This window comes from Leisingera sp. M658 (assembly GCF_025144145.1).
GTDB lineage: Bacteria > Pseudomonadota > Alphaproteobacteria > Rhodobacterales > Rhodobacteraceae > Leisingera.
In genome coordinates, this window is record NZ_CP083546.1 from 1 (window position 1) to 24,217 (window position 24,217).

Below are 24,217 nucleotides of genomic sequence, written 5' to 3' on the forward strand. Positions count from 1 at the left end.
ATGACAGAAGAAAAATGGGGACAGCTCAGAAACCGGCTGTTGAAGACGGTCGGCCAGAACAATTTCACAACTTGGATTGAGCCATTGGAGTTTGACACCGTGGACGGCGGCGTTGCCGTCTTCAAGGTGCCGACGAATTTCATGGGGAACTACGTCAGCCAGAACTTTGCGGATCTGATTCTGCATGAGCTGGCCATGTCCGGTGAGCCGGTCCAGCGCCTGGCCTTCCGGGTTGCTGCCAACAGCCCGGCACGTCCTGCAGACACCGCCGGAGCGGCTGATGCCTATGGCGGCGCACAGGGCGACGTGGCGGTGATGACAGCACCCGCTGCTGTTCCGACATCGGCAGGTGGCAAGGACACGCTTGAAGCGCTGCAGGCGGCTCCGCTGGACCCGCGCTTTACCTTCGACAGCTTTGTCGTGGGCAAGCCGAACGAACTGGCTCATGCTGCCGCGCGCCGCGTTGGCGAAGGCGGCCCGGTCACCTTCAACCCGCTGGTGCTTTATGGCGGAGTCGGTCTGGGTAAGACCCACCTGATGCACGCCATCGCCTGGGAGCTGAAGGAAAAGAACCCGTCGCTCAACGTGCTGTATCTGTCGGCGGAACAGTTCATGTACCGCTTTGTGCAAGCGCTGCGCGAGCGCAAGATGATGGACTTTAAACACTTGTTCCGCTCGGTTGACGTGCTGATGGTGGATGACGTGCAGTTCATCGCCGGCAAGGATTCCACCCAGGAGGAATTCTTCCACACCTTTAACGCGCTGGTGGATCAGAATAAGCAAATCATCATCTCTGCCGACCGCGCCCCGGGCGAGATCAAGGATCTGGAAGACCGGGTGAAATCCCGCCTGCAGTGCGGCCTGGTGGTGGATTTGCACCCGACCGACTATGAGCTGCGCCTGGGCATCTTGCAGACCAAGGTGGAGCACCAGCGCAAAACCTATCCGGACCTGAGCATCGCCGCTGGCGTGCTGGAATTCCTGGCACACCGCATCTCGACCAATGTGCGCGTGCTCGAAGGCGCTCTCACCCGCCTGTTCGCCTTTGCCTCGCTGGTAGGCCGCGAGATCGACATGGATCTGACCCAGGACTGCCTGGCCGACGTGCTGCGGGCCTCCGAGCGAAAGATCACTGTCGAAGAGATCCAGCGCAAGGTGTCCGAGTACTATAATATCCGCATGTCCGACATCATCGGCCCCAAGCGCCTGCGTTCTTACGCCCGCCCGCGTCAGGTGGCGATGTACCTGTGCAAGCAGCTGACCAGCCGCAGCTTGCCGGAAATCGGCCGTCGCTTTGGCGGACGCGACCACACCACTGTCATGCATGGTGTGAAGCGCATCGAGGAGCTGAAGACCACTGACGGCCAGATCGCAGAAGATGTGGAGATGCTGCGCCGGTCGCTTGAAGCCTGACGGGCGGTTTTAGCCCAAACTGCTTACCCCAATTTGCACTGCGGCCCCGGTTTCCGGGGCCGTTTTGTTGCGTAATGAGTCCGGAACGGCATGCCGGCAGACCCATAAATGCAGCGAATACCCGTTATCACGGAAAACAAAGTTTCAACCCGGTCAAAACCAGCCATAACAGTGTTCTGGACAGGAACTTCCGCATGACACAGCCGGCCTTCGAAATCACAGACACGCCCCGCGGGCTGGCTTTTGCAATTGCGGCCTACCTGATGTGGGGGTTTTTGCCGCATTACATGAAAGCGCTGTCGCATATTCCCGCAGCTGAGGTTGTTACCCACCGGGTGATCTGGTCAGTGCCCGTCGCAGGGGCGCTTCTGCTCATCCTGCGGCGGACAAGGGATCTGCAGGCGGCGCTGAAAAACCCCCGGATGCTGGGCATGACCTGTATCACTGCGGCGCTGATTTCGGTGAATTGGGGGATCTATGTGTGGTCGATTGCCTCTGGCCGGGCGTTGGACGCGGCATTGGGCTACTATATCAATCCGTTGTTCAGCATTGCCCTGGGCGCCTTTCTGCTGCGTGAGCCGCTCACCAAGGCTCAAATGGCCGCTGTTGCTTTGGCCGCTGCTGCAGTGGTGGTTCTGACGGTCGAAGCCGGCAGCGTGCCTTGGGTCTCGGTTGGGCTGACGCTGACTTGGGGGTTTTATGCGTTTTTCAAAAAATCGCTGCCGATCGGCCCCAATCAGGGTTTTCTGCTGGAGGTACTGATCCTGCTGTTCCCGGCGCTGGGCTATTTTGCCTATCTCGCGGCGACCGGCAGCAGCAGCTTTGGCACCTCTTTCAGCGACACCTCGCTGCTTCTGGGGTGCGGTGTTGTCACCGCGGTGCCGTTGATCATCTATGCCAACGGGGCCAAGCTGGTGCGGCTGTCGACCATGGGAATCCTGCAATACATCGCACCGACTATGATCATGCTGGCTGCGGTACTGCTGTTTGGCGAGGAATTCGGACGTGCCAGGATGATCGCCTTCCCGATGATCTGGGCGGCTTTGGTTATCTACTCGATTCCGATGGTGCGGCAGATGCGAAAACGCCCGGGTTAAGAGGGCTATTCGCCGGCAGCTGCGTCCTCGACCACGCCCACAACAGGCCCCATCATGAAGCCCGCATCGCTGCGGCCCAGCTCAGGCGCGTGCAGGCGCGAGATATTGCCGTCGAAATACAGCGCGTTTGGCAGCTTCAGGTAATCCCGGAACAGGCTTCCGAACTGGTGAAACGTCACCGCATTGCGCGAGATGGCAAAGACGACGCTGCGGCCATCGGCTGAGGTGCCGACCCCGTTCCTCACATAATAACTGTCCGAATCCGGTAGGAAGCGCGGATGCAGCTCTCCATCGATCACCAGCATCGGCCCGGATTGGGTGGCATAGGCGCAGGCGGGGGCGGCTTTGCCGAAAGCAAATGTTTCGAAAACATCAGCCCGGCCCTCGCGGATGCAGAAGACGCCATTGGGAAGCAGGCCGAAGTTGCCAGGGCCTGCATTGGTTACCAGCCGCATTTCCTCGGCGCCGTCTTCGACATAAAGACCCACGGGCGAGCGGTCGCGGTGATACATCCCGGCATTGGTGGCAAATACCAGCGCTTTGCCGTCTTCCGCCAGCGCCGTGTCCAGCGTGGAAAAATGCCCGTAGACTTGCCCGTCGCCATCGCGCAGGAACAGCCGCAGCTGCTCCCGTGATGCATCCACCTCGCAGATCGAATACCGGTTGCCTTCATAGGCCGCATCGCTGCATTCCACCGCGCCTGCGGCCGGGGCGGCCCAGAGCGCGGCCAGCAGCAAGGCGGCCTTGCGGATCACTCTTCCGTGTCGCGGCGCACCGCGTCCTGGGACAGCATCCGGCGGGTATCGTCCATCTGATCAAAGGTCTCATCCAGCCGGAAGCGCAGATCCGGGGCGAACTTCAACCCCAGCTTCTTGCCGACCGCGCGGCGCAGCTCACCCTTGTTCCGGGCGAGGAGCTTCAGCACGTCCTCCTGTCCCTTGCCGCCCAAAGGCAGCACAAAGGCAGTGGCGATTTTCAGATCCGGCGAGGTGCGCACCTCGCCTACGGTGATCGACATGCGGTTCAGGTCCGGGTCATGCACATCCCCGCGCGCCAGCACCTCAGAGAGAGATCGGCGGATCAGTTCGCCGACGCGAAGCTGGCGCTGGGAAGGGCCGGGGCCATCTTGGAATTTGTTCTTTGCCATATTTCCGATCTATGCCGGTTTGCGGGCTTTGCCAAGCGCTGCCCGGCAATGTAGGAAAAATCCAGCTTGAACCAGATTGAAAAAGGAATGGGCCAATGACCCGCAAACCAGGGATCGTGATTACCGGCGCATCAGGCCGCATGGGGCAGATGCTGATCAAGACGGTGCTGGAAAGCGATAAGGCCAGGCTGACCGGCGCGGTGGAGCGTGAAGGGCATGCCTGGGTTGGCCGCGATGCGGGCGAAGCAATGGGCGGGGCGCCCGTTGGTGTCACCGTCACGTCGGATGCGCTGGAGGCTTTTTCCAAAGCGCAGGCGGTGATTGATTTCACATCGCCGGAAGCGACGTTGAACTTTTCCAAGCTGGCAGCCCAAGCGCGCGCGGTGCATGTGATCGGCACCACCGGCATGACGAATGCGCAGATCGCCCAATTGGAGCCGGCCTCCCGGCACGCAGTGATCGTGCGCGCCGGCAACATGAGCCTTGGTGTGAATCTGCTGGTACAGCTGACCAAAAAGGTCGCCGCGGCGCTGGACGAGGATTTCGACATCGAAGTGATCGAGGCGCATCACCACCACAAGGTCGATGCTCCGTCTGGCACTGCATTGATGCTGGGCGAAGCCGCAGCCGAAGGCCGCGGCGTTCATCTGTCAGATGTGCGCGATTCCGGACGTGATGGCATCACCGGCGCCCGCAAGCGCGGCGACATCGGTTTCACCGCCATCCGCGGCGGTGACATCGTGGGCGAGCATGACGTGCTGTTTGCCGCCGCTGGCGAACGCATCGTGCTGCGCCATATGGCGACCGACCGCGCCATCTTTGCCCGCGGCGCGCTGAAGGCTGCGCTTTGGGGCCAGGACAAGGCGGCGGGACAATATGACATGGTGGATGTGCTGGGGCTCTGAGGTCTGAAATGCGGCCCCGAGTGGCCGCTCCTCGCCTCTCGGCGGCAAAGCCGCCTGCCGGCAGCGGGATGTGAGTATTTTTGAAAAGATGAAGGTCATTCACCTTTGGGAAAATACTCTGGGGGTGAGCAGGCAGCGCCTGCGAGGGGGCAAAGCCCCCGGCCGCGGCTCAAAAATCGACGGCGATGCCTTTTTTCTCCCAATCGCCATAGCGGGCTGGATCGGGTCCATCGCGTCCGCCCAGCTCCTTGGGGCGCGGCTCCTGCAGCGCAGCGGCCTTGCGGCGCTCTTCGGCTTCGGCCAATGCGCGCAGGGCGGCGGGAGGCAGGCCATTTGTACCAAGTGGAGTATCGTCGCTCATCGCGGGTTCCTTTATGCTTGGCCCATGATATACGCCCCTGTCCCGCGCAAACAAGCCGCGCCCTGAGGAGTTGCCAGATGTCAGACGCCAATCACGCCCGCCGCACCGCGGTACACCTGTTGGATCAGGTTATGGGAGAGGGGCGGCTGCTGGCGGAATGCTATGCCGCAGGTGCCCTGGAGAAGCTGGCGCCGGAAGACCGGGCACGGGCGCAGCGGCTGGCTGGGGAAACCCTGCGCAACCTGGAACGCGCTGACCGGGTGCTGAAGAAACATCTGAAGAAAACACCGCCAATAACTGTGCTGAATGTGTTGCGGCTGGGAACGGTGGAACTGTGTTCGGGCGGCGCGGCGCACGGTGTCGTGAATGCTATGGTGGCCATTGTCTCCAAGCACCGCCGCCACGGGCAGCTCAAGGGGCTGGTCAATGCGGTCTTGCGCAAGGTGGCAGAGGACGGCCCGGGGGAATGGGCCAAGCTGCGTGTGCCGCGCCTGCCGAACTGGTTGCGCAAACCATTGGTGCAGGCCTGGGGAGCGGAGGCGATGCTGGGCATGGAGGCCGCGCATTACGCCGGTGCCGCGCTGGATGTGACGGCTAAACCCAATTCGGACTTGAGCGCTTTGAACGGGGAAATCTTGCCCACCGGTTCTGTGCGGATCGCAAATGCCGGGCAGGTATCGGCGCTTTCGGGATATGAGACCGGCGACTGGTGGATCCAGGATGCTGCCGCCGCGTTGCCCGCCCGCATTCTGAATGTTCGCCCAGGTGAGAATGTGCTGGAACTTTGTGCAGCGCCGGGCGGTAAAACCATGCAGATGGCGGCCGCGGGTGCCAAGGTGACCGCAGTGGATGTCTCCCAAAACCGGATGTCCAGGCTCCAGGAAAACCTGACCCGCACTGGACTGCAAGCGGAGCTGGTTGTGGGCGATGCACTGGAACAGCAGGGCCAGTTCGATGCCGTGCTGCTGGATGCCCCCTGTTCGGCCACCGGCACAATCCGCCGCCACCCGGACTTGCCGCAGGCCAAAGATGGCAGTGACTTTGGCGCCCTGATCGAACTGCAGGCGCAGATGCTGGCCCACGCCTGGACCCTGGTGAAACCTGGCGGGCGGCTGATGTTCTGCACTTGCTCCCTGCTGCCGGATGAGGGCGAATGCCAGGTGGAGGAAGCGCTGGACATGTTCCCGGAGATGTCAGTCGACCGCGAAGGATTGCAGGTGCCCGGCGTGGTTCCGGACTGGATCAGCGAAGAGGGCGGCTTGCGCTTGCGCCCCGACTACTGGCCGGAACGCGGCGGTATGGACGGGTTCTACATGGCCCTTTTGCGCAAATCCGCGTGACCCTGGGGCGTCCCCGGTATTCGCCGGTGACTTGATCCGCCCCTCGCGTTATGCTCGCGCCAAAACGCCCTGGCAAAATCCGGCGTGAGGCAAAAAGAGCATGTCCACTTTTGACAGAATGGCCGGCCGCGGCACCCGGCTGCTGAACAGCTATTACGCTTGGCGGGCGCGCAGCCAGCCGGCTGCTACCGGCTTTGTCTCGCAGCCCGAGCCGCGCACCATCGGCAGCTTTGCCCGTGGCCGTCAGCTGGTGGCTGGCAACCTGCTGTTTGCCGGGTACCTGGTCGAATCGCCTGACACCGGATTGTGGGAGGTCGCCGCGCCGGATGCGGCTTTCGATGCGGAGCGGCACGGTTTTTCCTGGCTCGATGACCTGGCAGCGGTCGGGGATTTCAAGGCCCGCGCCAAAGCGCAGAAATGGGTCTGGGGCTGGATCCAACAGCACGGACGCAGCGGCGGGCTGGCCTGGCTGCCCGATCTGACCGGGCGGCGGGTGATCCGCTGGATCAACCACGCGCTGTTCCTGCTCAGCGGCAAGGAAAAAGACGAGACCGAAGCCTTTTATCATTCACTGGCACAGCAGACCTGGTTCCTGGCACAGCGCTGGCAGGGGGCCGCGCCGGGCCTGCCCCGGTTCGAGGCATTATGCGGCTTGATCTATGCCGGTCTTGCCCTGCAGGGGCGCGAAGAGCTGGCGGACCCGGCGGTCCGCGCGCTGGCCGCAGAATGCGAGGCGCAGATTGATGACCAGGGCGGGCTGCCAACCCGCAACCCTGAGGAACTGCTGGAGGTTTTCACCCTGCTGACCTGGGCTGCGGCTGCCCTGCATGAAGCCGGGCGCGCAGTGCCGCCTGCGCATATCAATGCGATCGAGCGGATCGCCCCCACTTTGCGCACCCTGCGCCACAGCGATGGCGGGCTGGCACGGTTTCATGGCGGCGGCCGCGGATTGGAGGGGCGGCTGGACCATGCCCTCGCGGCCAGCCATGTGGCTGAGCGCCATGCGGATGGGCTGGCAATGGGGTTTGCCCGGCTGTCTGCGCGGCGGACCTCGGTACTTGTCGATGCCTCGGCGCCGCCCAAGGGCAAGGCGTCGAACTATGGCCACGCCTCGACCCTGGCGTTTGAGCTGACATCAGGGCGGCGGCCTCTGATTGTGAATTGCGGATCGGGCGAAACTTTTGGCGTCGAATGGCGCCGGGCCGGGCGCGCCACGCCTTCGCATTCCACGCTGTGTATTGAGGGGCACTCCAGCGCCCGGCTGGCCGCGCCGCATAAAACCACCGGCCATGAGGAATTGATCGAAGCGCCTGATGAGGTGCCGCTGGAGGTCAGAGACCTGGCTGATGGCTGCCGTTTTCAGGGCGGGCACAATGGCTATACTTCTCATTTCGGGCTGACCCATGCGCGCACCCTGGATTTGGCGTTTGACGGGCGGGCCCTGAGCGGCGAAGACATGCTGGTGGCGCTGGACGATGCTGCCAAGCGTCAGTTCACCAAGGTGCGGGATTCCAACGCTGAGGGCGGCATCGGCTTTGACCTCCGCCTGCATCTGCACCCTGAGGTGGACGCGGCCCTTGACTTGGGCGGCACCGCGGTATCCATGGCGCTCAAGAGCGGGGAAATCTGGGTGTTCCGCCATGACGGAACCTGCCGGCTGCGGCTGGAGCCGAGCGTTTTCCTGGAAAAGACCCGCTTGAAGCCGCGTGCGGCAAAGCAGATCGTTTTATCCGGACGCGCGATGGGTTATGCGACGCGCATCCGGTGGACGCTCAGCAAAGCGCAGGAGACTGCCATTGCCGTGCGAGACCTGAACCGGGACGAACCCGAGACGTTTGACTGAGCCTTTGAAAAGGACCGCCCTGCCATGACCGACCTTCACCCCGTACGCCGTGCGCTGCTTTCCGTATCCGACAAGACCGGCCTGATCGAGCTGGGCAAGGCGCTGTCTGCGCGCGGTGTTGAGCTGCTGTCGACCGGCGGCTCTGCCAAGGCGCTGCGTGAAGCCGGCCTAACGGTCAAGGATGTCTCGGAAGTGACCGGTTTTCCGGAGATGATGGACGGACGGGTGAAGACCCTGCATCCGATGGTGCATGGCGGCCTGCTGGCGCTGCGCGACAATGATACCCATGTTGCCGCAATGAACGAACATGGCATAGGCGCCATCGACCTGCTGGTGGTGAACCTCTACCCGTTTGAAGCGGCGCTGGCGCGCGGTGCCGGTTATGACGAGATGATTGAGAACATCGACATCGGCGGCCCGGCAATGATCCGTGCGGCCTCCAAGAACCACCTGTTCGTGAACGTTGTGACCGACGTTCAGGACTATGAGGCACTGCTGGCAGAGCTGGACGCCAACGATGGCCAGACCTCCTACGCCTTCCGCCAGCGCCTGTCGCAGACTGCCTATGCCCGCACGGCTGCCTATGACGCGGCTGTGTCGAATTGGATGGCCACGGCAATCGAAGAAAAGACCCCGCGCCGCCGCGCCTTTGCCGGCGAGCTGAAGCAGACCTTGCGTTACGGTGAAAACAGCCACCAGGAAGCGGCCTTCTATACCGATGGTTCCAACCGTCCCGGCGTGGCCACCGCCGTGCAGCTGCAGGGTAAGGAACTGAGCTACAACAACATCAACGATACTGACGCAGCCTATGAGCTGGTGGCGGAGTTCGACCCCGCCGACAGCGCCGCCGTCGCGATCATCAAACACGCCAACCCCTGCGGCGTGGCCAAGGGCGCGACCCTGGCCGAGGCCTATCAAAAGGCTTTCGACTGTGACCGCACCTCCGCATTCGGCGGCATCGTCGCGCTGAACCAGCCGCTGGACGCCGAAACCGCCGCCAAGATCACCGAGATTTTCACCGAAGTGGTGATTGCGCCCGGTGCTTCGGAGGAGGCTAAGGCGGTCTTTGCCGCCAAAAAGAACCTGCGCTTGCTGTTGACGGATGGTCTGCCCGAGCCGCGCAAAGCCATCACCGCCTACAAACAGGTGGCCGGCGGTATGCTGGTACAGGACAAGGACGTGGGCTACGTCGGCATGGAGGACTTGAAGGTGGTGACCGAAAAGGCTCCGTCTGATGCCCAGATGCAGGACATGCTGTTTGCCTGGAAAGTTGCCAAACACGTCAAATCCAACGCCATCGTCTATGTGAAGGACAGCGCCACCGTTGGCGTCGGCGCCGGCCAGATGAGCCGCTTGGACAGCGCCAATGTGGCCGCCGCCAAGGCAGGCCGTATGGCCGCCGAACTGGGCCTGGAAGAAAGCCTCGCCAAGGGCTGCGCAGTCGCTTCGGATGCGTTCTTTCCCTTCGCGGACGGGTTGCTGGAAGCTGCAGCTGCAGGCGGGGCCTGCGTCATTCAGCCGGGCGGCTCGATGCGTGACGACGAGGTGATCAAGGCGGCCAACGAGGCGGGCCTGGCCATGGTCTTCACCGGCATGCGCCACTTCCGCCACTAAGCAGGCAGAGCTAAGACAATGGCAGCACGTTGGATGATCTGGGGCGCCGGCCTTTCGTTTCTGGCGGATCAGGCAAGTAAATACCTGGTAATCCACTGGATGGGGCTGGACCAGCGCCACCGGATCGACGTGCTGCCGCCGTTTATTAACTTCCGCTACGGAGAGAACACCGGCATCAACTTCGGCCTGTTCGGCGGCGGAGATGAGGCGTCACGCTGGATTCTGATCGGAATGTCACTGGCGATCTGCCTGGCCCTTGTGATCTGGATCGCCCGCGCGCAAAAGGCGTCGCGGGGCATGCAGCTCTCGGCCGGGCTGGTGATCGGCGGCGCGCTGGGCAATGTCGCAGACCGGCTGCTGTACGGATACGTGCTGGATTTCCTGAACACATCGTGCTGCGGCATCCAGAACCCGTTTGTGTTCAATGTCGCCGATATCTTCATCTTTGCAGGCGCAGCAGGGCTGATCTACTTTGATGGGCGGCGCAAAAAGCCTGCGTAGACCTCGCAGGGCAATTGCGCTAGAAGCGCTGAGAAACAGGCAGGAGTTTGGGGTAATGCGGATCCCGTTCGGAGTGATTGTTCTGGCAGGCGCGCTGGCGGTGGCCGGCTGCGGGCAAAAGGGGCTGCGCCTCATCCAGAAGCCCGGCACCGGTCCGGATGAATTCCTGGTTCTGCCCTCCAAGCCGCTAAGCACGCCGGAAAGCTACAGCAGCCTGCCGGCCCCGACGCCGGGCGGCGCCAATCTAACGGATCCCAATCCGCAGGCAGAAGCAGTTGCTGCCCTGGGCGGCAAACCTGGCGCATTGGTTCCTGGCAGCGGCATTCCGTCCAGCGATGCGGCCCTTGTGACAGCATCCAGCCGCTATGGTGTGGAACCGGGCGTGCGCGAAACGGTCGCCGAAGAGGACGCCAAGTTCCGCCACCGCAATCGCCGTGTGGGTAGGATCAAACTGTTGCCGGTGGATCGCTACGAGCAGCTTTACAAAAAGCAGACGCTGGACCCGCATGCCGCCAACGAACAATTCCGCCGTGCCGGGGCTGCTACCCCATCCGCACCGCCGGTTGACGGTTTCTGATCCTCACTTTTCTGCCAGCCAGTCTTGTAAGACGCCAGCAGCAGCGTAGGTTGACAGCAGTCTTTCTGCTGGCAATGGGTGGCGAATTGTGGCTGCATTAAATAAACGAGCAGTAACCGCACTGTGCCAGGCAAGGGCAAATGTGCAGAAATTGGAGGATGCCAGATGATCCAAAGGATCACATTGGCCGCCGCAGCGCTGACTGCTGCCCTGACTGGCCCGCTATGGGCAGAAGATGAGGCGGTGACCGCGTTCACCCTGGACAACGGCATGGAAGTGGTGGTGCTTGAGGACCATCGCGCGCCGGTGGTGCAGCAGATGGTCTGGTACCGGGCCGGCTCCGCGGATGAGCCGCCGGGCCAGTCCGGGGTTGCCCACTTCCTGGAGCATTTGCTGTTCAAGGGCACCGACAAGCTTGCCCCGGGTGAGCTGTCGGCCACCGTGCGCGCCAATGGCGGCCAGGACAACGCCTTTACCAGCTATGATTACACCGCCTATTTCCAGCGCGTCGCCGCCGACAGGCTGGAGCTGATGATGCAGATGGAAAGCGACCGGATGACCAATCTGCGGCTCGGCGAAGAAGATATCGCCACCGAGCGTGAGGTCATCCTGGAAGAGCGCAACCAGCGCACCGACAATGACCCGGTGGCCCTGTTTCGCGAACAGCTGCAGGCGGTGCAATATCTGAATCACCGTTACGGCCAGCCGGTGATCGGCTGGCGCCACGAGATGGAAAGCCTGGATATGGAGGACGCGCTGTCCTTTTACCGCACCTATTATGCGCCCAATAACGCCATCTTGGTGGTCTCCGGCGATGTGAAGCCGCAAGATGTTAAGGCGCTGGCTGAGCAGTATTATGGCGCGATCCCAGCCAACCCTGACTTGCCGGAACGCTTCCGCAGCCAGGAGCCGCCGCAGACGGCAGCCCGTCGCATCACCTTTCAGGATCCGCGGGTTGCCCAGCCCTATGTGCAACGCTCCTATCTGGCGCCTGAACGCGACAGCGGCGCCCAGCAAAAAGCTGCAGCACTTTACCTGCTGGCCGAACTCTTGGGCGGCGGCAGCACTTCTTACCTGGCCAATGCGCTGCAGTTCGACCAGCAGGTCGCCGTCTATTCCGGTGCCTTTTATTCGGGCAGCTCGCTGGATGATACGTCCTTCACCTTTCTTGTGGTTCCGGCTGAGGGTGTCAGCATGGATCAGGCCGAGCAGGCGCTGGATGCCACTATCGCCCGCTTTCTGGAAGCAGGAGTGGACGAAGCCCAGCTGGAGCGCATCAAGCTGCAGCTGCGCGCCGCTGAAATCTATGACCGCGACAACGTGAACGGAATTGCCAACCGCTATGGCCAGGCGCTCAGCATCGGGCTGACAGTGCAGGATGTGCAGGATTGGCCGAAGATCCTGCAATCGGTCACGGCGGATGAGATCATCGCCGCCGCCAATGAGGTTCTGCGGCCTGAAACGTCAGTCACCGGTTGGATGACGCGCGGCCAGGAGGTGACACAATGACCTTGCTGAAATTTATCGCTGCGTCTTTGCTGGCCTGCTGCTTGGCACTGCCTGCTATGGCCGGGATCAAGATCGAAGAAGTCACCTCACCCGGCGGTATCACCGCCTGGCTGGTCGAGGACCACGCGATTCCCTTCTCCGCTCTTGAGCTGCGCTTTCGCGGCGGCACCTCATTGGATGCCCCCGGCAAACGCGGGGCGGTGCACCTGATGACTGGACTGCTGGAGGAAGGCTCCGGTGATCTGCGGGCGCAGGATTATGCCCGCGCACTGGAATCTTTGGCGGCTGAGTTTTCCTATGATGCTGACAAGGATTCAGTGTCCATTTCCGCCCGCTTCCTGACCGAAAACCGCAAGGATGCAGTGGCCCTTTTGCGCCAGACCCTGTTTGAGCCGCGGATTGACCAGGATGCACTGGACCGGGTCCGGGCCCAGGTGCTGGCGGGTTTGCGGTCTGATGCCAAGAACCCGAACACAATCGCAGGCGAGGCCTTCTCCCGGATGGCTTTTGGCGACCACCCTTATGCCAGTGACGGCAAGGGAACTCAGGAGACCGTTTCCGCGCTTGGCCGGCAGGATATTTTTGATGCCTATGAGGCGGTTTTTGCCCGTGACAGACTGTACGTCAGTGCGGTGGGCGATATCACCGCCGAGGAGCTTGGTGTGCTCCTGGATGAGCTGCTGAGCGCCTTGCCGGCAGAGGGCGACCCGATTCCGGGCCCGGCTGAGGTCACTATCGCGGGCGGTGTCACTGTTGTGGATTTCGACACCCCGCAATCTGTGGCGCTGTTCGGCCAAAAGGGGATCAAGCGCGAGGATCCGGATTTCTTCACTGCCTATGTGATGAACCAGATCCTGGGCGGCGGCTCCTTTGAAACCCGGCTGATGACCGAGGTGCGGGAAAAGCGCGGGCTGACCTATGGGGTTTACTCCTATCTGGTGCCGCGTGATCTGGCGGCGGTCTATATGGGATCGGTGGCCTCGGCTAACGGCAAGATGGCCGAAGCGGTCGAGGTGATCCGCAATGAATGGCGCCGCATGGCCGAACAAGGCGTGACGGAGAAAGAGCTGAAGGATGCGCAGACCTATCTGACTGGCGCTTATCCGCTGCGCTTTGACGGCAATGGCCGTATTGCCTCAATCCTCGCGGGTATGCAGATGGACCATTTGCCGATCAGCTATGTGGAAACCCGCAACGACCGTATCAACGCGGTCACGCTGGAGGATGTGAACCGCTTTGCCGCGGATTTCATGGATCCAGACGGTTTGCATTTCGCCATTGCCGGACGCCCCGAGGGGCTGGAAACCACCAACTGACAGCTTTCAGGCGGGGCCGCGACGCCCCGCCAAGGAACCCGCACAGCACACTGCTGCCCAGGGTGGCTGACGCTTGCCGCTTTCCCTTTCAATTTACCCCAAACTCATGTATGCGCGGGCTTGTCTGAGACGATGTGCCAGGCCCCGGCACGCGAAAGCAAGATAGAGGGGGCCGGCGGCAATGGGGCCGCCACGCAAACGGGAGACCCGGAGGGCCGGGAGTGCTCCCAATTAGGATACGCTAGATGTTTAACGTTTCGAAAAAATCGATGCAGTGGGGCGAAGAGACGCTTACACTGGAAACCGGCAAGGTTGCCCGCCAGGCTGATGGCTCTGTGATTGCCACGCTGGGCGAAACCTCGGTCATGGCCAACGTGACCTTTGCCCGTCAGCAGAAGCCCGGCCAGGACTTCTTCCCGCTGACCGTGCATTACCAGGAAAAATACTATGCTGCGGGCAAAGTGCCCGGCGGCTTCTTCAAGCGCGAAGCGCGCCCGACCGAAAAAGAAACCCTGACCGCGCGTCTGATCGACCGTCCGATCCGCCCGCTGTTTGTCCCCGGCTTCAAGAACGAAGTGCTGGTGATGTGCACCGTGCTGTCGCACGACCTGGTCAACGACCCGGACATGGTTGCAATGATCGCCGCCTCCGCTGCGCTGACCCTTTCGGGCGCGCCGTTCATGGGCCCGATTGCCTGTGCCCGTGTTGGTTTCGAGGGTGGCGAATACATCCTGAACCCGACCGTTGACGACATGCAGGACCTGCGCCTGAACCCGGAACAGCGTCTGGACCTGGTTGTCGCCGGCACCAAAGACGCCGTGATGATGGTGGAATCGGAAGCTTACGAGCTGTCCGAAGCAGAAATGCTGGGTGCGGTGAAATTTGCCCACGAGCAGATCCAGCCGGTTATCGACCTGATCATCTCGCTGGCCGAAGAAGCCGCGAAAGAGCCGTTCGACTTCCAGGCGCCGGATTACTCCGAGCTGTACGAAGCTGTCAAAGCGGCTGGCGAAACCGAGATGCGCGCCGCCTTTGCGATCAGCGACAAGCAGGAGCGCACCGCCGCTGTTGCCGCCGCCCGTGAAACCATTAAGGGTGCTCTGTCCGAAGAGCAGCTGGGCGATGCAAACCTGGGTTCCGCGCTGAAAAAACTGGAAGCCGGCATTCTGCGCGGCGATGTTGTCAAAACCGGCAAGCGGATCGACGGACGTAAAACCGACGAGATCCGCGCGATTGAGTCCGAAACCGGCCTGCTGCCGCGGACCCATGGTTCGGCGCTGTTCACCCGTGGTGAAACCCAGGGTCTGGTTGTGACCACGCTGGGCACCGGCGACGACGAGCAGTTCATCGACGCGCTGCACGGCAACTTCAAGTCCAACTTCCTGCTGCATTACAACTTTCCGCCCTACTCGGTGGGTGAAGTTGGCCGTGTTGGCGGCCCCGGCCGCCGCGAAATCGGCCACGGCAAGCTGGCTTGGCGTGCGCTGCAGGCGGTTCTGCCCGCGGCAACCGACTTCCCCTACACCATCCGCCTGGTCTCCGAGATCACCGAATCGAACGGTTCGTCCTCGATGGCTTCTGTCTGCGGCGGCTCGCTGTCGATGATGGACGCAGGTGTGCCGCTGAAGGCACCGGTTGCCGGTGTTGCGATGGGCCTGATCCTGGAAGACGACGGTTCTTACGCGATCCTGTCGGACATCCTGGGTGACGAAGACCATCTGGGCGACATGGACTTCAAAGTGGCAGGCACCGAAAACGGCATCACCTCGCTGCAGATGGACATCAAGGTCGCAGGCATCACGCCCGAGATCATGGAGAAAGCCCTGGCCCAGGCCAAAGACGGCCGTATCCACATTCTGGGTGAGATGGCAAAAGCCCTGACCGAAGCGTCCGACTTCTCAGTCCACGCTCCGCGCATCGAGACCATGCAGATCCCGACCGACAAGATCCGTGAAGTGATCGGTTCCGGCGGCAAGGTGATCCGCGAGATCGTCGAAGTGTCCGGCGCCAAAGTCGACATCAACGACGATGGCATCATCAAGATCGCCAGCCCGAACGGCGAAGCCATCAAAAAGGCCTATGACATGATCTATTCGATCGTGGCAGAGCCGGAAGAAGGCCAAGTCTACACTGGTAAGGTTGTGAAGATCGTCGACTTCGGCGCCTTCGTGAACTTCTTCGGCAAGCGCGACGGCCTGGTGCATGTTTCCCAGATCGAAAACCGCCGCCTGAACCATCCTTCGGACGTTCTGAAGGAAGGCCAGGAAGTGAAGGTCAAGCTGCTGGGCTTTGATGATCGCGGCAAGGTCCGCCTATCGATGAAAATCGTCGATCAGGAAACCGGCGAAGAAATCGCGCCGGAAGCGAAAGAAAAAGCAGAGCAGGACTGATCCCCGTCTGACTGCACATAAACAACCCGGGGCGCGCGATCCGTGCCCCGGGTTTTCCATTTCCGCCGGGACGCTTATGGAACAGTCTTTGCCGCCCCGTGTGACCATCATTACGGTCACCTACAACTCCTCAGCCGTAGCTGAGAACCTGTTGCGCTCCATTCCAGCTTCGGTGCCTTGCATTCTGGTCGATAACGCCTCCCGGGATGCAGTAGACACCCGGGCGCTGGCCGCAGCGCATGGTGCCCGGTTCATTGAAAATCCGGAAAACACCGGCTTTGGTCCGGCCTGCAATCAGGGGGCTGCACAGGCAGGCACTGAGTTTCTGTTCTTTGTGAACCCCGATGCCGAACTGTTCGAGGACACGCTGGAGCGTCTATTAGAAGCCGCCGATGCACACCCCGAAGCATCCGCTTTCAACACCCGCATTGTCAAAGGCGACGGTTCGCTGTTCTTCAAGCGCCGCAGCAAGCTGATTGCGAAATCGCTGTGGTTGGGGCGGGATGCCGCGAAGCAGGACGGCGAGGTGCCGGTGCTTTCGGGCGGTGCCCTGCTGGTGCGGAAATCCGCTTTTGACCAGGTCGGTGGCTTTGACCCCAAAATATTCCTGTTCCACGAAGACGACGACCTCAGCCTGCGGCTGAAGGCGGAATGCGGGCCGCTGCGTTATGTTTACGCAGCGCAGGTCCGGCATCTGCTGGGCCATTCCACCGAGCGCTCCGCTAAAACCGCGGCATTGAAAGCCTGGTACATGGGCCAGTCGCGCGTCTATGGCGCCCGCAAGCACGGCTTGCCTTTTGGGTTTCTGCGGGCCTTGGGGGAGGCGTCGCTGCAATTGATCTCACCGCTGAACCTGTTGTCGGCGCGTAAACGGTCCAAGAACTGGTATTACTTCCGTGCGGTTCTTAGCAGTGCTGTCCAGCAATCCGCAGACCTCCCTCCGCCATGGCAGCAAGACTGACCGGGCTGGCCTTCCAACAGTTTAAAGTTACAGGTGTCCCGCATGAGACGGTCCCCGTTTTGGAAAATCACCCGCGAGCTGAAACGCCCGTTTCAGCAGATCACTCAGCTGCCCAGCCGCCTCGGCTCGCTGCTGCTGGGGCGCTGGTATTACGACGCGTTCCTGGCCCGCAATATCCGCTGCACCGAAGGCGCCATTCCGGCCGGTCCGCAGCCTGCGGTCTACTTGATTTTCCCCAGTCAGGGACTGCAAGCCTCGCATTTCATCGCTCTGCGGTACCTGATCGCCAGCGGCTACGCTCCGGTTGTGGTCTCCAACATCCCGCTTAGCGAGGAAGACCGGCAACGGCTGAGCGACGTCTGCTGGCTGTGCATAGAACGCCCGAATTTCGGATATGACTTTGGCGGTTACCGCGACGGGTTGCTGGCGGCACGCGCGCGGCTGGAACAGATTGACCGGCTGGTGCTGCTGAATGATTCCTCCTGGTTTCCGCTGCCAGGGGCAGGCGACTGGCTGACGGAAGCACAGGCGCTGGATGCGGATTTTGCGGCTGCCGCCTGCAACTACGGTCACCCGCGGGTGGATGCAGAAAATTTCCGCAGCATCAATTGGGGGTATTCCACCGCCAGCCGCAATTTCCAGTACTGCTCTTATGCGCTGATGCTGTCAGGGCGGTTGATGGAGGATCCGGGCTTCCTCAGGTTCTGGAGGCGCTTCCCGCTGACCAACAACAAGAAATTCATCGTCCGCCGCGGTGAAACCGGTCTTACCCAATGGGTTCTGGCACATGGGTTTTCGCATGGGGCCGTGCTGAAGACTGCAGATCTGGATCAGCGGCTGGCGCAGCTGCCACAGGAGGAGATCCGGTGTATCGCCAAGGAAACCGTCATCTTTGGCCGCCCCAGCCTGGCGGCGCTGAAGGCAAGGTTGCTGTCAGACGGCGCCCAGGCAGAGGATTACCTGGCTTTCATCCTGACAGCGGTCGCAACCCAGGGCGTCAGTTACACAATGCCAGCTTATCTGCATGCCGAGGCAGGGTTCACCTTCCTCAAGAAGTCGCCGTGCTGGTTGACCCGGGACGGGTCGGACATAACCCTGCGATTTGCTGCCGGACTGAAGGGCGAGGCCGGCCAAGCCATAGCGGCAGAGGCGCGGCAATTGCGTCAAAGCCGGGCACCGGATTTTCCACCGGCACCGGACGGGCATTAGTAAGTAAAGACAAAAAACAAGCCGCCCGAAAGCGGCTTGTAATCACTGCGATGGAAAGCGCCGGTTACTCAGGTGCTTTGGTCTTGCGCAGGTAGGGGAAGATGGTCTCGAATTCGCCGAACTTCGCCTTGGCGTCTTCGTTCGACACCGTCGGCGGAATGATCACATCCTCGCCGGGCATCCAGTTCGCAGGGGTGGCAACGCCCTTGCCCAGCGACATCTGCAAACCGTCCAGCGCCCGCAGGATCTCGGCAAAGTTGCGGCCCACTGTCATCGGATAGGTCATCGACAGTTTCAGCTGCTTGTCCGGGCCGATGATGAAAACCGACCGCACAGTGGCGCTGTCCGCCGGGGTGCGGCCATCGGGCAAATACGCCTCGGCGGGCAGCATGTCGAAAGCTTTGGAAACTGCCAAACCGTCGTCAGCGATGATCGGGAAGCCCGGCGCGGCCTTGCCGTATTCCTCGATGTCCTTTTTCCATTTCTTATGGTCCTCAACCCCGTCAACCGAAACGCCAAGGACCTTGGTGTTGCGCTTGCTCCATTCCTCGCTCAGCTGCGCCACGGCGGAAAATTCGGTGGTGCAGACCGGGGTGAAATCCTTGGGGTGCGAGAACAGAATCGCCCAGCTGTCGCCGATCCAATCATGGAAGGTGATGGTGCCCTGATCCGTTTCCGCAGTAAAATCCGGGACCGTGTCGTTAATGCGCAAACCCATGGCGGTATCTCCTTGTCAGATGTGTTTTGAGTCGTCTTGATTGCAACCTAAGTAGTCTAGCGCAACGATACAGCCCCCGTGCCGGGAAACCACGATAAATTGCTGCAAGCAGTCATGGCGAAAGATTGCAACCGGTCCAAACGGCCATTGACAGAGCCTGCAATAATTTGATCAAATTATGCGGCAAAGACCCTTGCCCCCTGTGAGGTGCAGTGACAGAGTGACCGCAAAACCGGCAAGCCGATACCGGAAATACGTCTGAATTGGGAGTTCCCAGATGATCGAGAAACGCGAATTTTACATCAACGGCCAGTGGGTCGCCCCCTCTGCCGCTAATGACTTCGAAGTGATTGACCCCTCGACCGAGGAACCCTGCGCGGTGATCTCGCTGGGGTCCGAGGCTGACACCAACGCCGCCGTTGCCGCGGCCAAGGCAGCGCTGCCGGGCTGGATGGCGACCCCGGTGGCAGAGCGCATTGCGCTGGTGGAAAAGCTGGTCGATGTCTATGAAGCCCGCGCCGAGGACCTGGCCCAGGCGATGTCTTTGGAAATGGGCGCGCCGATCGACATGTCGCGCAGCTCGCAAGTCGGTGCCGGCAGCTGGCACCTGCGCAACTTCATCGCTGCGGCCAAAGAGTTCGACTTTGACGCGCCGCTGAACGACCGCAGCCCCAACGATCGCATCATCCACGAGGCAGTGGGTGTGTGCGCGCTGATCACGCCGTGGAACTGGCCGATGAACCAGGTGACGCTCAAGGTCGGCGCAGCAGCGGTTGCCGGCTGCACCATGGTGCTGAAGCCCTCGGAACAAAGCCCGCTGAATGCGATGATCTTTGCCGAATTGATGGATGAGGCCGGCTTCCCTGCGGGTGTGTTCAACCTGGTGAACGGCGACGGCATGGGCGTTGGTTCGCAGCTGACCACCCATCCGGATGTGGATATGATTTCCTTCACTGGCTCCACCCGAGCGGGTATTGCAATTACTCAGGCTGCGGCGCCGACCCTGAAAAAGGTGGATCTGGAGCTGGGCGGCAAAGGCGCCAATGTGATCTTTGAGGATGCAGATGAGAAGGCCGTGAAGCGCGGTGTGCTGCACATGATGCAAAACACCGGTCAAAGCTGCAACGCGCCCAGCCGGATGCTGGTGCAGAACAGCATCTACGACCGCGTGGTTGCCGAAGCCGCAGAAGTGGCAGCCAAGATCGAGGTCGGCCCGGCCAGCCAGGAAGGCCGTCACATCGGCCCTGTGGTGAACGAGATGCAGTGGACCAAGATCCAGGATCTGATCCAGCAGGGCATCGATGAAGGCGCCAAGCTGATTGCCGGCGGCACCGGGCGCCCGGACGGTTTGAATAAGGGCTACTATGTAAAGCCCACGGTCTTTGCCGATGTGAACAACCAGATGACCATTGCGCGCGAAGAGATCTTTGGCCCGGTTCTGTCGATCATTCCCTTCGAGAATGAGGAAGATGCGATCGGGATCGCCAACGACACGCCTTATGGGTTGACCAATTATGTGCAGACTCAGGACGGGGCCCGCGCCAACCGCATGGCTCGCGCGCTGCGCTCTGGCATGGTCGAGATGAACGGCAAGTCGCGCTCGGCCGGTTCGCCCTTCGGCGGCATGAAGCAGTCCGGTAAAGGCCGTGAAGGCGGTAAATGGGGCATTGAGGACTTCCTGGAAGTGAAGGCCGTCGGCGGCTGGGCGGCTGAATAAGTCTGCAACCTACGAAGTCATGGAAAGCCGCCCGCCCGGGCGGCTTTCCTTTTTGCGGCGTTGTTTTTGGAGCACTGGCAGTGCTCCCGCGTCTTCAATCCCCCCGGCTGCGCCGGGCGGTCCTCAGCCTTGGGCGTGGCCCGTGCTGCGCACGGGCAGGGGGCCTGCGCGGGGTTGGTCAGAAATAGGCTCTAAGCAGGCAGATTGCAGCTATTCCGGCAGCCATGGTCAGGGGCAGGCTGCGGGTGGCAAGAGCCACTGCCAGGGCCACCGTTCCGGCTGCCCATTCCTGCGGGCCGCCCTGCATCAAGAGGTAGGTGACCAGCGACAGGATCAGGCAGCCCGGCAGCGCCTGCAGACCGCGCGCCCAAGGGCCGTGATCCGGCAGCCGTTGGCCTAGGAGATAACCGGACAGCCGTACCGCAAAAGTAGCCGCTGCCAGCCCGAAAATCAGGATCCATGTTTCAGTCATCATTCAGCACTCCGGCAAGGACCGCTCCGCCCAGACCACCCAGGATCAGTGTCCAGGTAGGGTCCAGCGGCGTTAACAGGCCGGTCAGCAAAACGATGGCCGCAGAACCGGCCCAGGGCAAAACCATGGTTGAGCCGCTCCACAGCGACCGGAGAATGGCGATGAAAGCTGCGGTGAAGGCAAAATCCATACCCAGGGCCTTGGGTTCTGGCACAGTGCCGGCAAAACCCGCGCCTGCCACTGTGGACAGCACCCAGACTGCAATCAGCCCGATGCCGCCGCCAACCAAGTACCAGTAACCAGCTTGATGGCCGCGCGCGCGCATCGCGTGCATCAGGGCCCAATTCTCGTCGGTGGCCAGATGCACCCCTAGCAGCACTTGCCACCAGGGCCGTCCGGAATACTCATCCCGCAGCGAGGCGGTGATCAGAAGCAGCCGCAGGTTCAGTGCCAGCCCGGCCAGAATGGCGGCACCCGCGCCGGTGCCGGCAACCAGCCGCTCCACTGCGATGATCTGTGAAGATCCGGCAAAGACGATGGTGCCCATTACTCCGGTCTGCAGCCCGTCCATGCTTGCCTGTGCTGCGAGCAGGCCGAATGCCAGCCCATAGACAGCAACGCCGGCAGCCAATGGCAGGATATCCCGCAGTCCGGAGGACAGTTGGCTGAAGGCGGGGGACCGGGCGGAGATGTTCTGGATTGCCATTGAGGGCAGTTCCTCTGGAAACGGGGCATGATTTCGCTTAAACCGAACGCGGGTTTTGTATACCGAACGACACGGTCGTTCGTCAAGTCGAACAAAAGGGTGAAATACCGAACATGTCAGCGCCCCATCAAATGATTGCTGCCGCCATCCAACGCGAGCGCAGCCGCGCGGGAATGTCGCTGTCGGGGCTGGCCGCACAGGCTGGAATTGCAAAATCAACCCTTTCGCAGCTGGAAGCCGGAAACGGGAATCCCAGTGTCGAGACGCTTTGGGCACTGGCCGCAGCGCTGGACGTACCGCTGAGTTTGCTGTTTGAAACAGAGGCACCCGCGACCAAGCTGATCCGCGCAAGCGAAGGTGAAGTGCTGGAGTCGGAGCAGTCAGACTTCGCTGCCGTATTATTGTCCCGCAGCCCACCGAATGTGCGCCGGGATGTCTACCGCGTGGTGATGCAGCCGGGAGAGATCCGCCGCGCCGCGCCGCACCCGCGCGGCACAGTAGAGCATATGCTGGTCTGTTCCGGGCAGATGCGGGCAGGGCTGGAAGGGCAGGAGGAGCTGCTGTGGCCGGGCGATTACTACAGCTTTCCCGGCGATCACCCGCATAGCTATGAGGCGACGCGGTCCGGCACATTGTTCCTGATGGTGATGGAGGCGCCCTGACCGGGGCCTCAGAACTCCGGCGTCACCCGGAATTTCAGCGACTCGCCGCTGTCCGGGTGTTTGATCCGCAGCTCCTGGGAATGCAGCATGAGCCTGGGATACTCCATTGCTGCACCGCTGGCATAAAGCGGGTCGCCCAGGATCGGGTGGCCCAGCGACAGCATATGCACCCGCAGCTGATGCGTGCGCCCGGTCTTCGGTGTCAGCCGCACCCGCGTCGCACCGTCCTCGTATTTCATGACCCGCCAGCCGGTGACGGCAGGCTTGCCGCTCTCATTGCAGACCATCTGCTTGGGCCGGTTCGGCCAATCCACAATCAGCGGCAGATCCACCGTGCCGCTGCGCGGCTCCAGCCTGCCAGCCACCCGCGCCACATAGGCCTTTTTCGCCGTGCGCTTTTCAAACTGCATTGACAGATGCCGCTGCGCATGCGGGGTGAGGCCGAACACCATCACACCTGACGTATCCCGGTCCAGCCGATGAACCAGCAGCGCCTCGGGGAATACGGCCTGAATGCGGGTGATCAGGCAATCGGCCAGATGCGCGCCACGGCCAGGTACCGACAACAGCCCGGCAGGCTTGTTTACTGCCAGCAGCTCGGCGTCGTGGTGCAGGATCTCCAGCGGGTTCTGCGGCGGGGTGTATTCGCTTGAAACGGCCATGACCGCCTGCCTAGCGCCACTGGCTGGCAGGGGCAAGCACTGGCCTGTACCGGTCCCCATCGGGCTTCTTTCCAGGCTTTCCTTCGGGACCGGGCATTTGCTAAATTGACACTGTCCCGGCGATCCGGTAACTGGCGCGCCTCACATACACATGGGGACTAGGCATGGCACGCAAACGCAAAGGGCGCGATATTTCCGGCTGGCTGGTGGTGGACAAGCCCGCGGGGCTGACCAGCACGGCAGTTGTGAACAAGGTGCGCTGGGCGCTGGATGCCAAGAAGGCAGGCCATGCGGGCACCCTGGACCCCGAGGCAACCGGTGTTCTGGCCGTGGCGCTGGGCGAGGCAACCAAGACTGTGCCCTATATAACCGACGCGTTGAAGGCCTATACCTTCACTGTGCGGCTGGGTTCTGCAACCAATACCGACGATGCCGAGGGCGAGGTGATTGCCGAAAGCGCCGAGCGCCCCACAGACGAACAGATCAAGGATGCACTGCTGCCGTTCCTGGGCGAGATCATGCAGGTGCCACCCAAGTTCTCTGCGGTGAAGATTGACGGCCAGCGTGCCTATAAACTGGCGCGTGACGGCGAAGAGGTAGAGCTTTCTGCCCGCCCGCTGTGGGTCGAAGAGCTGATCCTGCTGGACCGTCCCGACGAAGACCACGTGGTGCTGGAGATGACCTGCGGCAAAGGCGGATATGTGCGTTCTATCGCCCGCGATCTGGGCGCGGCGCTGGGCTGCCATGGCCATGTGAAACAGCTTCGGCGGACCTGGTCCGGTCCGTTTGATGCCGAAGACGGCGTCTCGCTGGAACTGGTGGATGAGTTGGCGAAATCCACTGATCTGGACCAATATCTGCGGCCCCTGGAAGAAGGGCTTGCCGACCTGCCCGAGCTGAAATGCACCCCGCAGGGTGCAGTGCGCTTGCGCAATGGCAACCCGGGCATGGTGATGGCCGCAGATGTGGAGTACGGCGATGAAGCTTGGGCTTCGCTGGACGGGCAGGCGGTGGCTGTGGGGATCTACAAGGCTGGTGAATTGCACCCGAGCCGGGTGTTTGTGCAGCCGGAATGACCTGCCTGCAACCGGTCCAGA

At 61.8% G+C, this 24,217-nt stretch carries 23 protein-coding genes; 16 read left to right on the forward strand and 7 right to left on the reverse strand.

From position 1 onward, the window contains the following. A complete protein-coding gene (gene dnaA, locus K3724_RS00005) occupies positions 1-1,413 on the forward strand; it encodes a chromosomal replication initiator protein DnaA (protein WP_259988941.1) in 1,413 nt (470 codons plus the stop codon). A 194-nt stretch (positions 1,414-1,607) separates the two neighbouring features. After that, entirely contained in the window at positions 1,608-2,510 is a 903-nt protein-coding gene (rarD, locus tag K3724_RS00010; protein WP_259988943.1) for an EamA family transporter RarD, read from the forward strand. Between the two features lie 5 nt (positions 2,511-2,515). On the opposite strand, the gene K3724_RS00015 is transcribed toward rarD, so the two are convergent. Both K3724_RS00015 and rbfA read right to left on the reverse strand, forming a co-directional pair. Next, complete coding sequence (locus K3724_RS00015) at positions 2,516-3,265, reverse strand: phosphodiester glycosidase family protein (protein WP_259988946.1); 750 nt, start codon at positions 3,263-3,265, stop codon at positions 2,516-2,518. Further along, positions 3,262-3,657, reverse strand: a complete 396-nt coding sequence (rbfA, locus tag K3724_RS00020; RefSeq protein WP_259988948.1) for a 30S ribosome-binding factor RbfA — start codon at positions 3,655-3,657, stop codon at positions 3,262-3,264. Before rbfA ends, K3724_RS00015 begins: the two co-directional genes overlap by 4 nt. Positions 3,658-3,752: 95 nt before the next feature. Between rbfA and dapB the strand changes: the two genes are divergently transcribed. Then, complete coding sequence (gene dapB / locus K3724_RS00025) at positions 3,753-4,562, forward strand: 4-hydroxy-tetrahydrodipicolinate reductase (RefSeq protein WP_259988950.1); 810 nt, start codon at positions 3,753-3,755, stop codon at positions 4,560-4,562. Between the two features lie 169 nt (positions 4,563-4,731). Here dapB and K3724_RS00030 read toward each other — a convergent pair whose 3' ends face one another. Next, entirely contained in the window at positions 4,732-4,923 is a 192-nt protein-coding gene (locus K3724_RS00030) for a DUF1674 domain-containing protein (RefSeq protein ID WP_259988952.1), read from the reverse strand. A gap of 77 nt (positions 4,924-5,000) precedes the next feature. Here K3724_RS00030 and K3724_RS00035 point away from each other — a divergent pair, with 77 nt between their 5' ends. The 10 genes from K3724_RS00035 (at position 5,001) to K3724_RS00080 (ending at position 18,183) form a co-directional block, all read left to right on the forward strand. Then, a complete protein-coding gene (locus tag K3724_RS00035) occupies positions 5,001-6,263 on the forward strand; it encodes an RsmB/NOP family class I SAM-dependent RNA methyltransferase (RefSeq protein ID WP_259988954.1) in 1,263 nt (420 codons plus the stop codon). Positions 6,264-6,363: 100 nt separating this feature from the next. Next, the gene (locus K3724_RS00040) at positions 6,364-8,106 is read left to right on the forward strand and encodes a heparinase II/III family protein (RefSeq protein WP_259988956.1); all 1,743 of its coding nucleotides are present in this window, start codon (positions 6,364-6,366) and stop codon (positions 8,104-8,106) included. Between the two features lie 24 nt (positions 8,107-8,130). Continuing rightward, complete coding sequence (gene purH / locus K3724_RS00045) at positions 8,131-9,720, forward strand: bifunctional phosphoribosylaminoimidazolecarboxamide formyltransferase/IMP cyclohydrolase (RefSeq protein WP_259988959.1); 1,590 nt, start codon at positions 8,131-8,133, stop codon at positions 9,718-9,720. Between the two features lie 18 nt (positions 9,721-9,738). Further along, a complete protein-coding gene (gene lspA, locus K3724_RS00050) occupies positions 9,739-10,221 on the forward strand; it encodes a signal peptidase II (protein ID WP_259988961.1) in 483 nt (160 codons plus the stop codon). Positions 10,222-10,276: 55 nt separating this feature from the next. Continuing rightward, positions 10,277-10,798, forward strand: a complete 522-nt coding sequence (locus K3724_RS00055; protein ID WP_129369217.1) for a DUF3035 domain-containing protein — start codon at positions 10,277-10,279, stop codon at positions 10,796-10,798. 165 nt (positions 10,799-10,963) lie between these two features. Next, entirely contained in the window at positions 10,964-12,307 is a 1,344-nt protein-coding gene (locus K3724_RS00060) for a pitrilysin family protein (RefSeq protein WP_259988963.1), read from the forward strand. Beyond that, a complete protein-coding gene (locus K3724_RS00065; RefSeq protein ID WP_259988965.1) occupies positions 12,304-13,623 on the forward strand; it encodes a pitrilysin family protein in 1,320 nt (439 codons plus the stop codon). The genes K3724_RS00060 and K3724_RS00065 overlap by 4 nt, the downstream gene beginning before the upstream one ends. Positions 13,624-13,868: 245 nt before the next feature. Further along, positions 13,869-16,013, forward strand: coding sequence for a polyribonucleotide nucleotidyltransferase (gene pnp, locus K3724_RS00070; protein ID WP_259988967.1), 2,145 nt, complete (start codon positions 13,869-13,871; stop codon positions 16,011-16,013). A 100-nt stretch (positions 16,014-16,113) separates the two neighbouring features. After that, positions 16,114-16,974, forward strand: a complete 861-nt coding sequence (locus K3724_RS00075; protein ID WP_259988969.1) for a glycosyltransferase family 2 protein — start codon at positions 16,114-16,116, stop codon at positions 16,972-16,974. Between the two features lie 42 nt (positions 16,975-17,016). After that, a complete protein-coding gene (locus tag K3724_RS00080) occupies positions 17,017-18,183 on the forward strand; it encodes a rhamnan synthesis F family protein (RefSeq protein WP_259988971.1) in 1,167 nt (388 codons plus the stop codon). A gap of 64 nt (positions 18,184-18,247) precedes the next feature. On the opposite strand, the gene K3724_RS00085 is transcribed toward K3724_RS00080, so the two are convergent. Beyond that, a complete protein-coding gene (locus K3724_RS00085) occupies positions 18,248-18,901 on the reverse strand; it encodes a peroxiredoxin (protein ID WP_134830944.1) in 654 nt (217 codons plus the stop codon). 277 nt (positions 18,902-19,178) lie between these two features. On the opposite strand from K3724_RS00085, the gene K3724_RS00090 reads away from it, so the two are divergent. Further along, complete coding sequence (locus tag K3724_RS00090) at positions 19,179-20,618, forward strand: aldehyde dehydrogenase family protein (RefSeq protein ID WP_259988975.1); 1,440 nt, start codon at positions 19,179-19,181, stop codon at positions 20,616-20,618. Positions 20,619-20,796: 178 nt separating this feature from the next. Here the strand turns inward: K3724_RS00090 and K3724_RS00095 are convergent, their stop codons facing one another. Then, on the reverse strand, positions 20,797-21,093 hold the full coding sequence (locus tag K3724_RS00095; RefSeq protein ID WP_259988977.1) for an AzlD family protein: 297 nt from the start codon (positions 21,091-21,093) through the stop codon (positions 20,797-20,799). Then, positions 21,083-21,796, reverse strand: coding sequence for an AzlC family ABC transporter permease (locus tag K3724_RS00100; protein ID WP_259988979.1), 714 nt, complete (start codon positions 21,794-21,796; stop codon positions 21,083-21,085). Before K3724_RS00100 ends, K3724_RS00095 begins: the two co-directional genes overlap by 11 nt. 113 nt (positions 21,797-21,909) lie before the next feature. Here K3724_RS00100 and K3724_RS00105 point away from each other — a divergent pair, with 113 nt between their 5' ends. Next, positions 21,910-22,458 (forward strand): helix-turn-helix domain-containing protein, encoded by a 549-nt coding sequence (locus tag K3724_RS00105; RefSeq protein ID WP_164982656.1) that lies wholly within the window; start codon positions 21,910-21,912, stop codon positions 22,456-22,458. A gap of 8 nt (positions 22,459-22,466) precedes the next feature. Here the strand turns inward: K3724_RS00105 and K3724_RS00110 are convergent, their stop codons facing one another. Next, positions 22,467-23,120 (reverse strand): RluA family pseudouridine synthase, encoded by a 654-nt coding sequence (locus K3724_RS00110; RefSeq protein WP_259988982.1) that lies wholly within the window; start codon positions 23,118-23,120, stop codon positions 22,467-22,469. 164 nt (positions 23,121-23,284) lie between these two features. Here K3724_RS00110 and truB point away from each other — a divergent pair, with 164 nt between their 5' ends. Beyond that, entirely contained in the window at positions 23,285-24,196 is a 912-nt protein-coding gene (gene truB, locus K3724_RS00115; RefSeq protein WP_134830941.1) for a tRNA pseudouridine(55) synthase TruB, read from the forward strand. The last annotated feature ends 21 nt before the right edge of the window (positions 24,197-24,217 follow it).

Coding starts and splice junctions, on each gene's coding strand:
- dnaA (WP_259988941.1), top strand. CDS start 1: ATGACAGAAGAAAAATGGGGACAGCTCAGAAACCGGCTGTTGAAGACG.
- rarD (WP_259988943.1), top strand. CDS start 1,608: ATGACACAGCCGGCCTTCGAAATCACAGACACGCCCCGCGGGCTGGCT.
- rbfA (WP_259988948.1), bottom strand. CDS start 3,657: ATGGCAAAGAACAAATTCCAAGATGGCCCCGGCCCTTCCCAGCGCCAG.
- dapB (WP_259988950.1), top strand. CDS start 3,753: ATGACCCGCAAACCAGGGATCGTGATTACCGGCGCATCAGGCCGCATG.
- K3724_RS00030 (WP_259988952.1), bottom strand. CDS start 4,923: ATGAGCGACGATACTCCACTTGGTACAAATGGCCTGCCTCCCGCCGCC.
- K3724_RS00035 (WP_259988954.1), top strand. CDS start 5,001: ATGTCAGACGCCAATCACGCCCGCCGCACCGCGGTACACCTGTTGGAT.
- K3724_RS00040 (WP_259988956.1), top strand. CDS start 6,364: ATGTCCACTTTTGACAGAATGGCCGGCCGCGGCACCCGGCTGCTGAAC.
- purH (WP_259988959.1), top strand. CDS start 8,131: ATGACCGACCTTCACCCCGTACGCCGTGCGCTGCTTTCCGTATCCGAC.
- lspA (WP_259988961.1), top strand. CDS start 9,739: ATGGCAGCACGTTGGATGATCTGGGGCGCCGGCCTTTCGTTTCTGGCG.
- K3724_RS00055 (WP_129369217.1), top strand. CDS start 10,277: ATGCGGATCCCGTTCGGAGTGATTGTTCTGGCAGGCGCGCTGGCGGTG.
- K3724_RS00060 (WP_259988963.1), top strand. CDS start 10,964: ATGATCCAAAGGATCACATTGGCCGCCGCAGCGCTGACTGCTGCCCTG.
- K3724_RS00065 (WP_259988965.1), top strand. CDS start 12,304: ATGACCTTGCTGAAATTTATCGCTGCGTCTTTGCTGGCCTGCTGCTTG.
- pnp (WP_259988967.1), top strand. CDS start 13,869: ATGTTTAACGTTTCGAAAAAATCGATGCAGTGGGGCGAAGAGACGCTT.
- K3724_RS00080 (WP_259988971.1), top strand. CDS start 17,017: ATGAGACGGTCCCCGTTTTGGAAAATCACCCGCGAGCTGAAACGCCCG.
- K3724_RS00085 (WP_134830944.1), bottom strand. CDS start 18,901: ATGGGTTTGCGCATTAACGACACGGTCCCGGATTTTACTGCGGAAACG.
- K3724_RS00090 (WP_259988975.1), top strand. CDS start 19,179: ATGATCGAGAAACGCGAATTTTACATCAACGGCCAGTGGGTCGCCCCC.
- K3724_RS00095 (WP_259988977.1), bottom strand. CDS start 21,093: ATGATGACTGAAACATGGATCCTGATTTTCGGGCTGGCAGCGGCTACT.
- K3724_RS00100 (WP_259988979.1), bottom strand. CDS start 21,796: ATGGCAATCCAGAACATCTCCGCCCGGTCCCCCGCCTTCAGCCAACTG.
- K3724_RS00105 (WP_164982656.1), top strand. CDS start 21,910: ATGTCAGCGCCCCATCAAATGATTGCTGCCGCCATCCAACGCGAGCGC.
- K3724_RS00110 (WP_259988982.1), bottom strand. CDS start 23,120: ATGGCCGTTTCAAGCGAATACACCCCGCCGCAGAACCCGCTGGAGATC.
- truB (WP_134830941.1), top strand. CDS start 23,285: ATGGCACGCAAACGCAAAGGGCGCGATATTTCCGGCTGGCTGGTGGTG.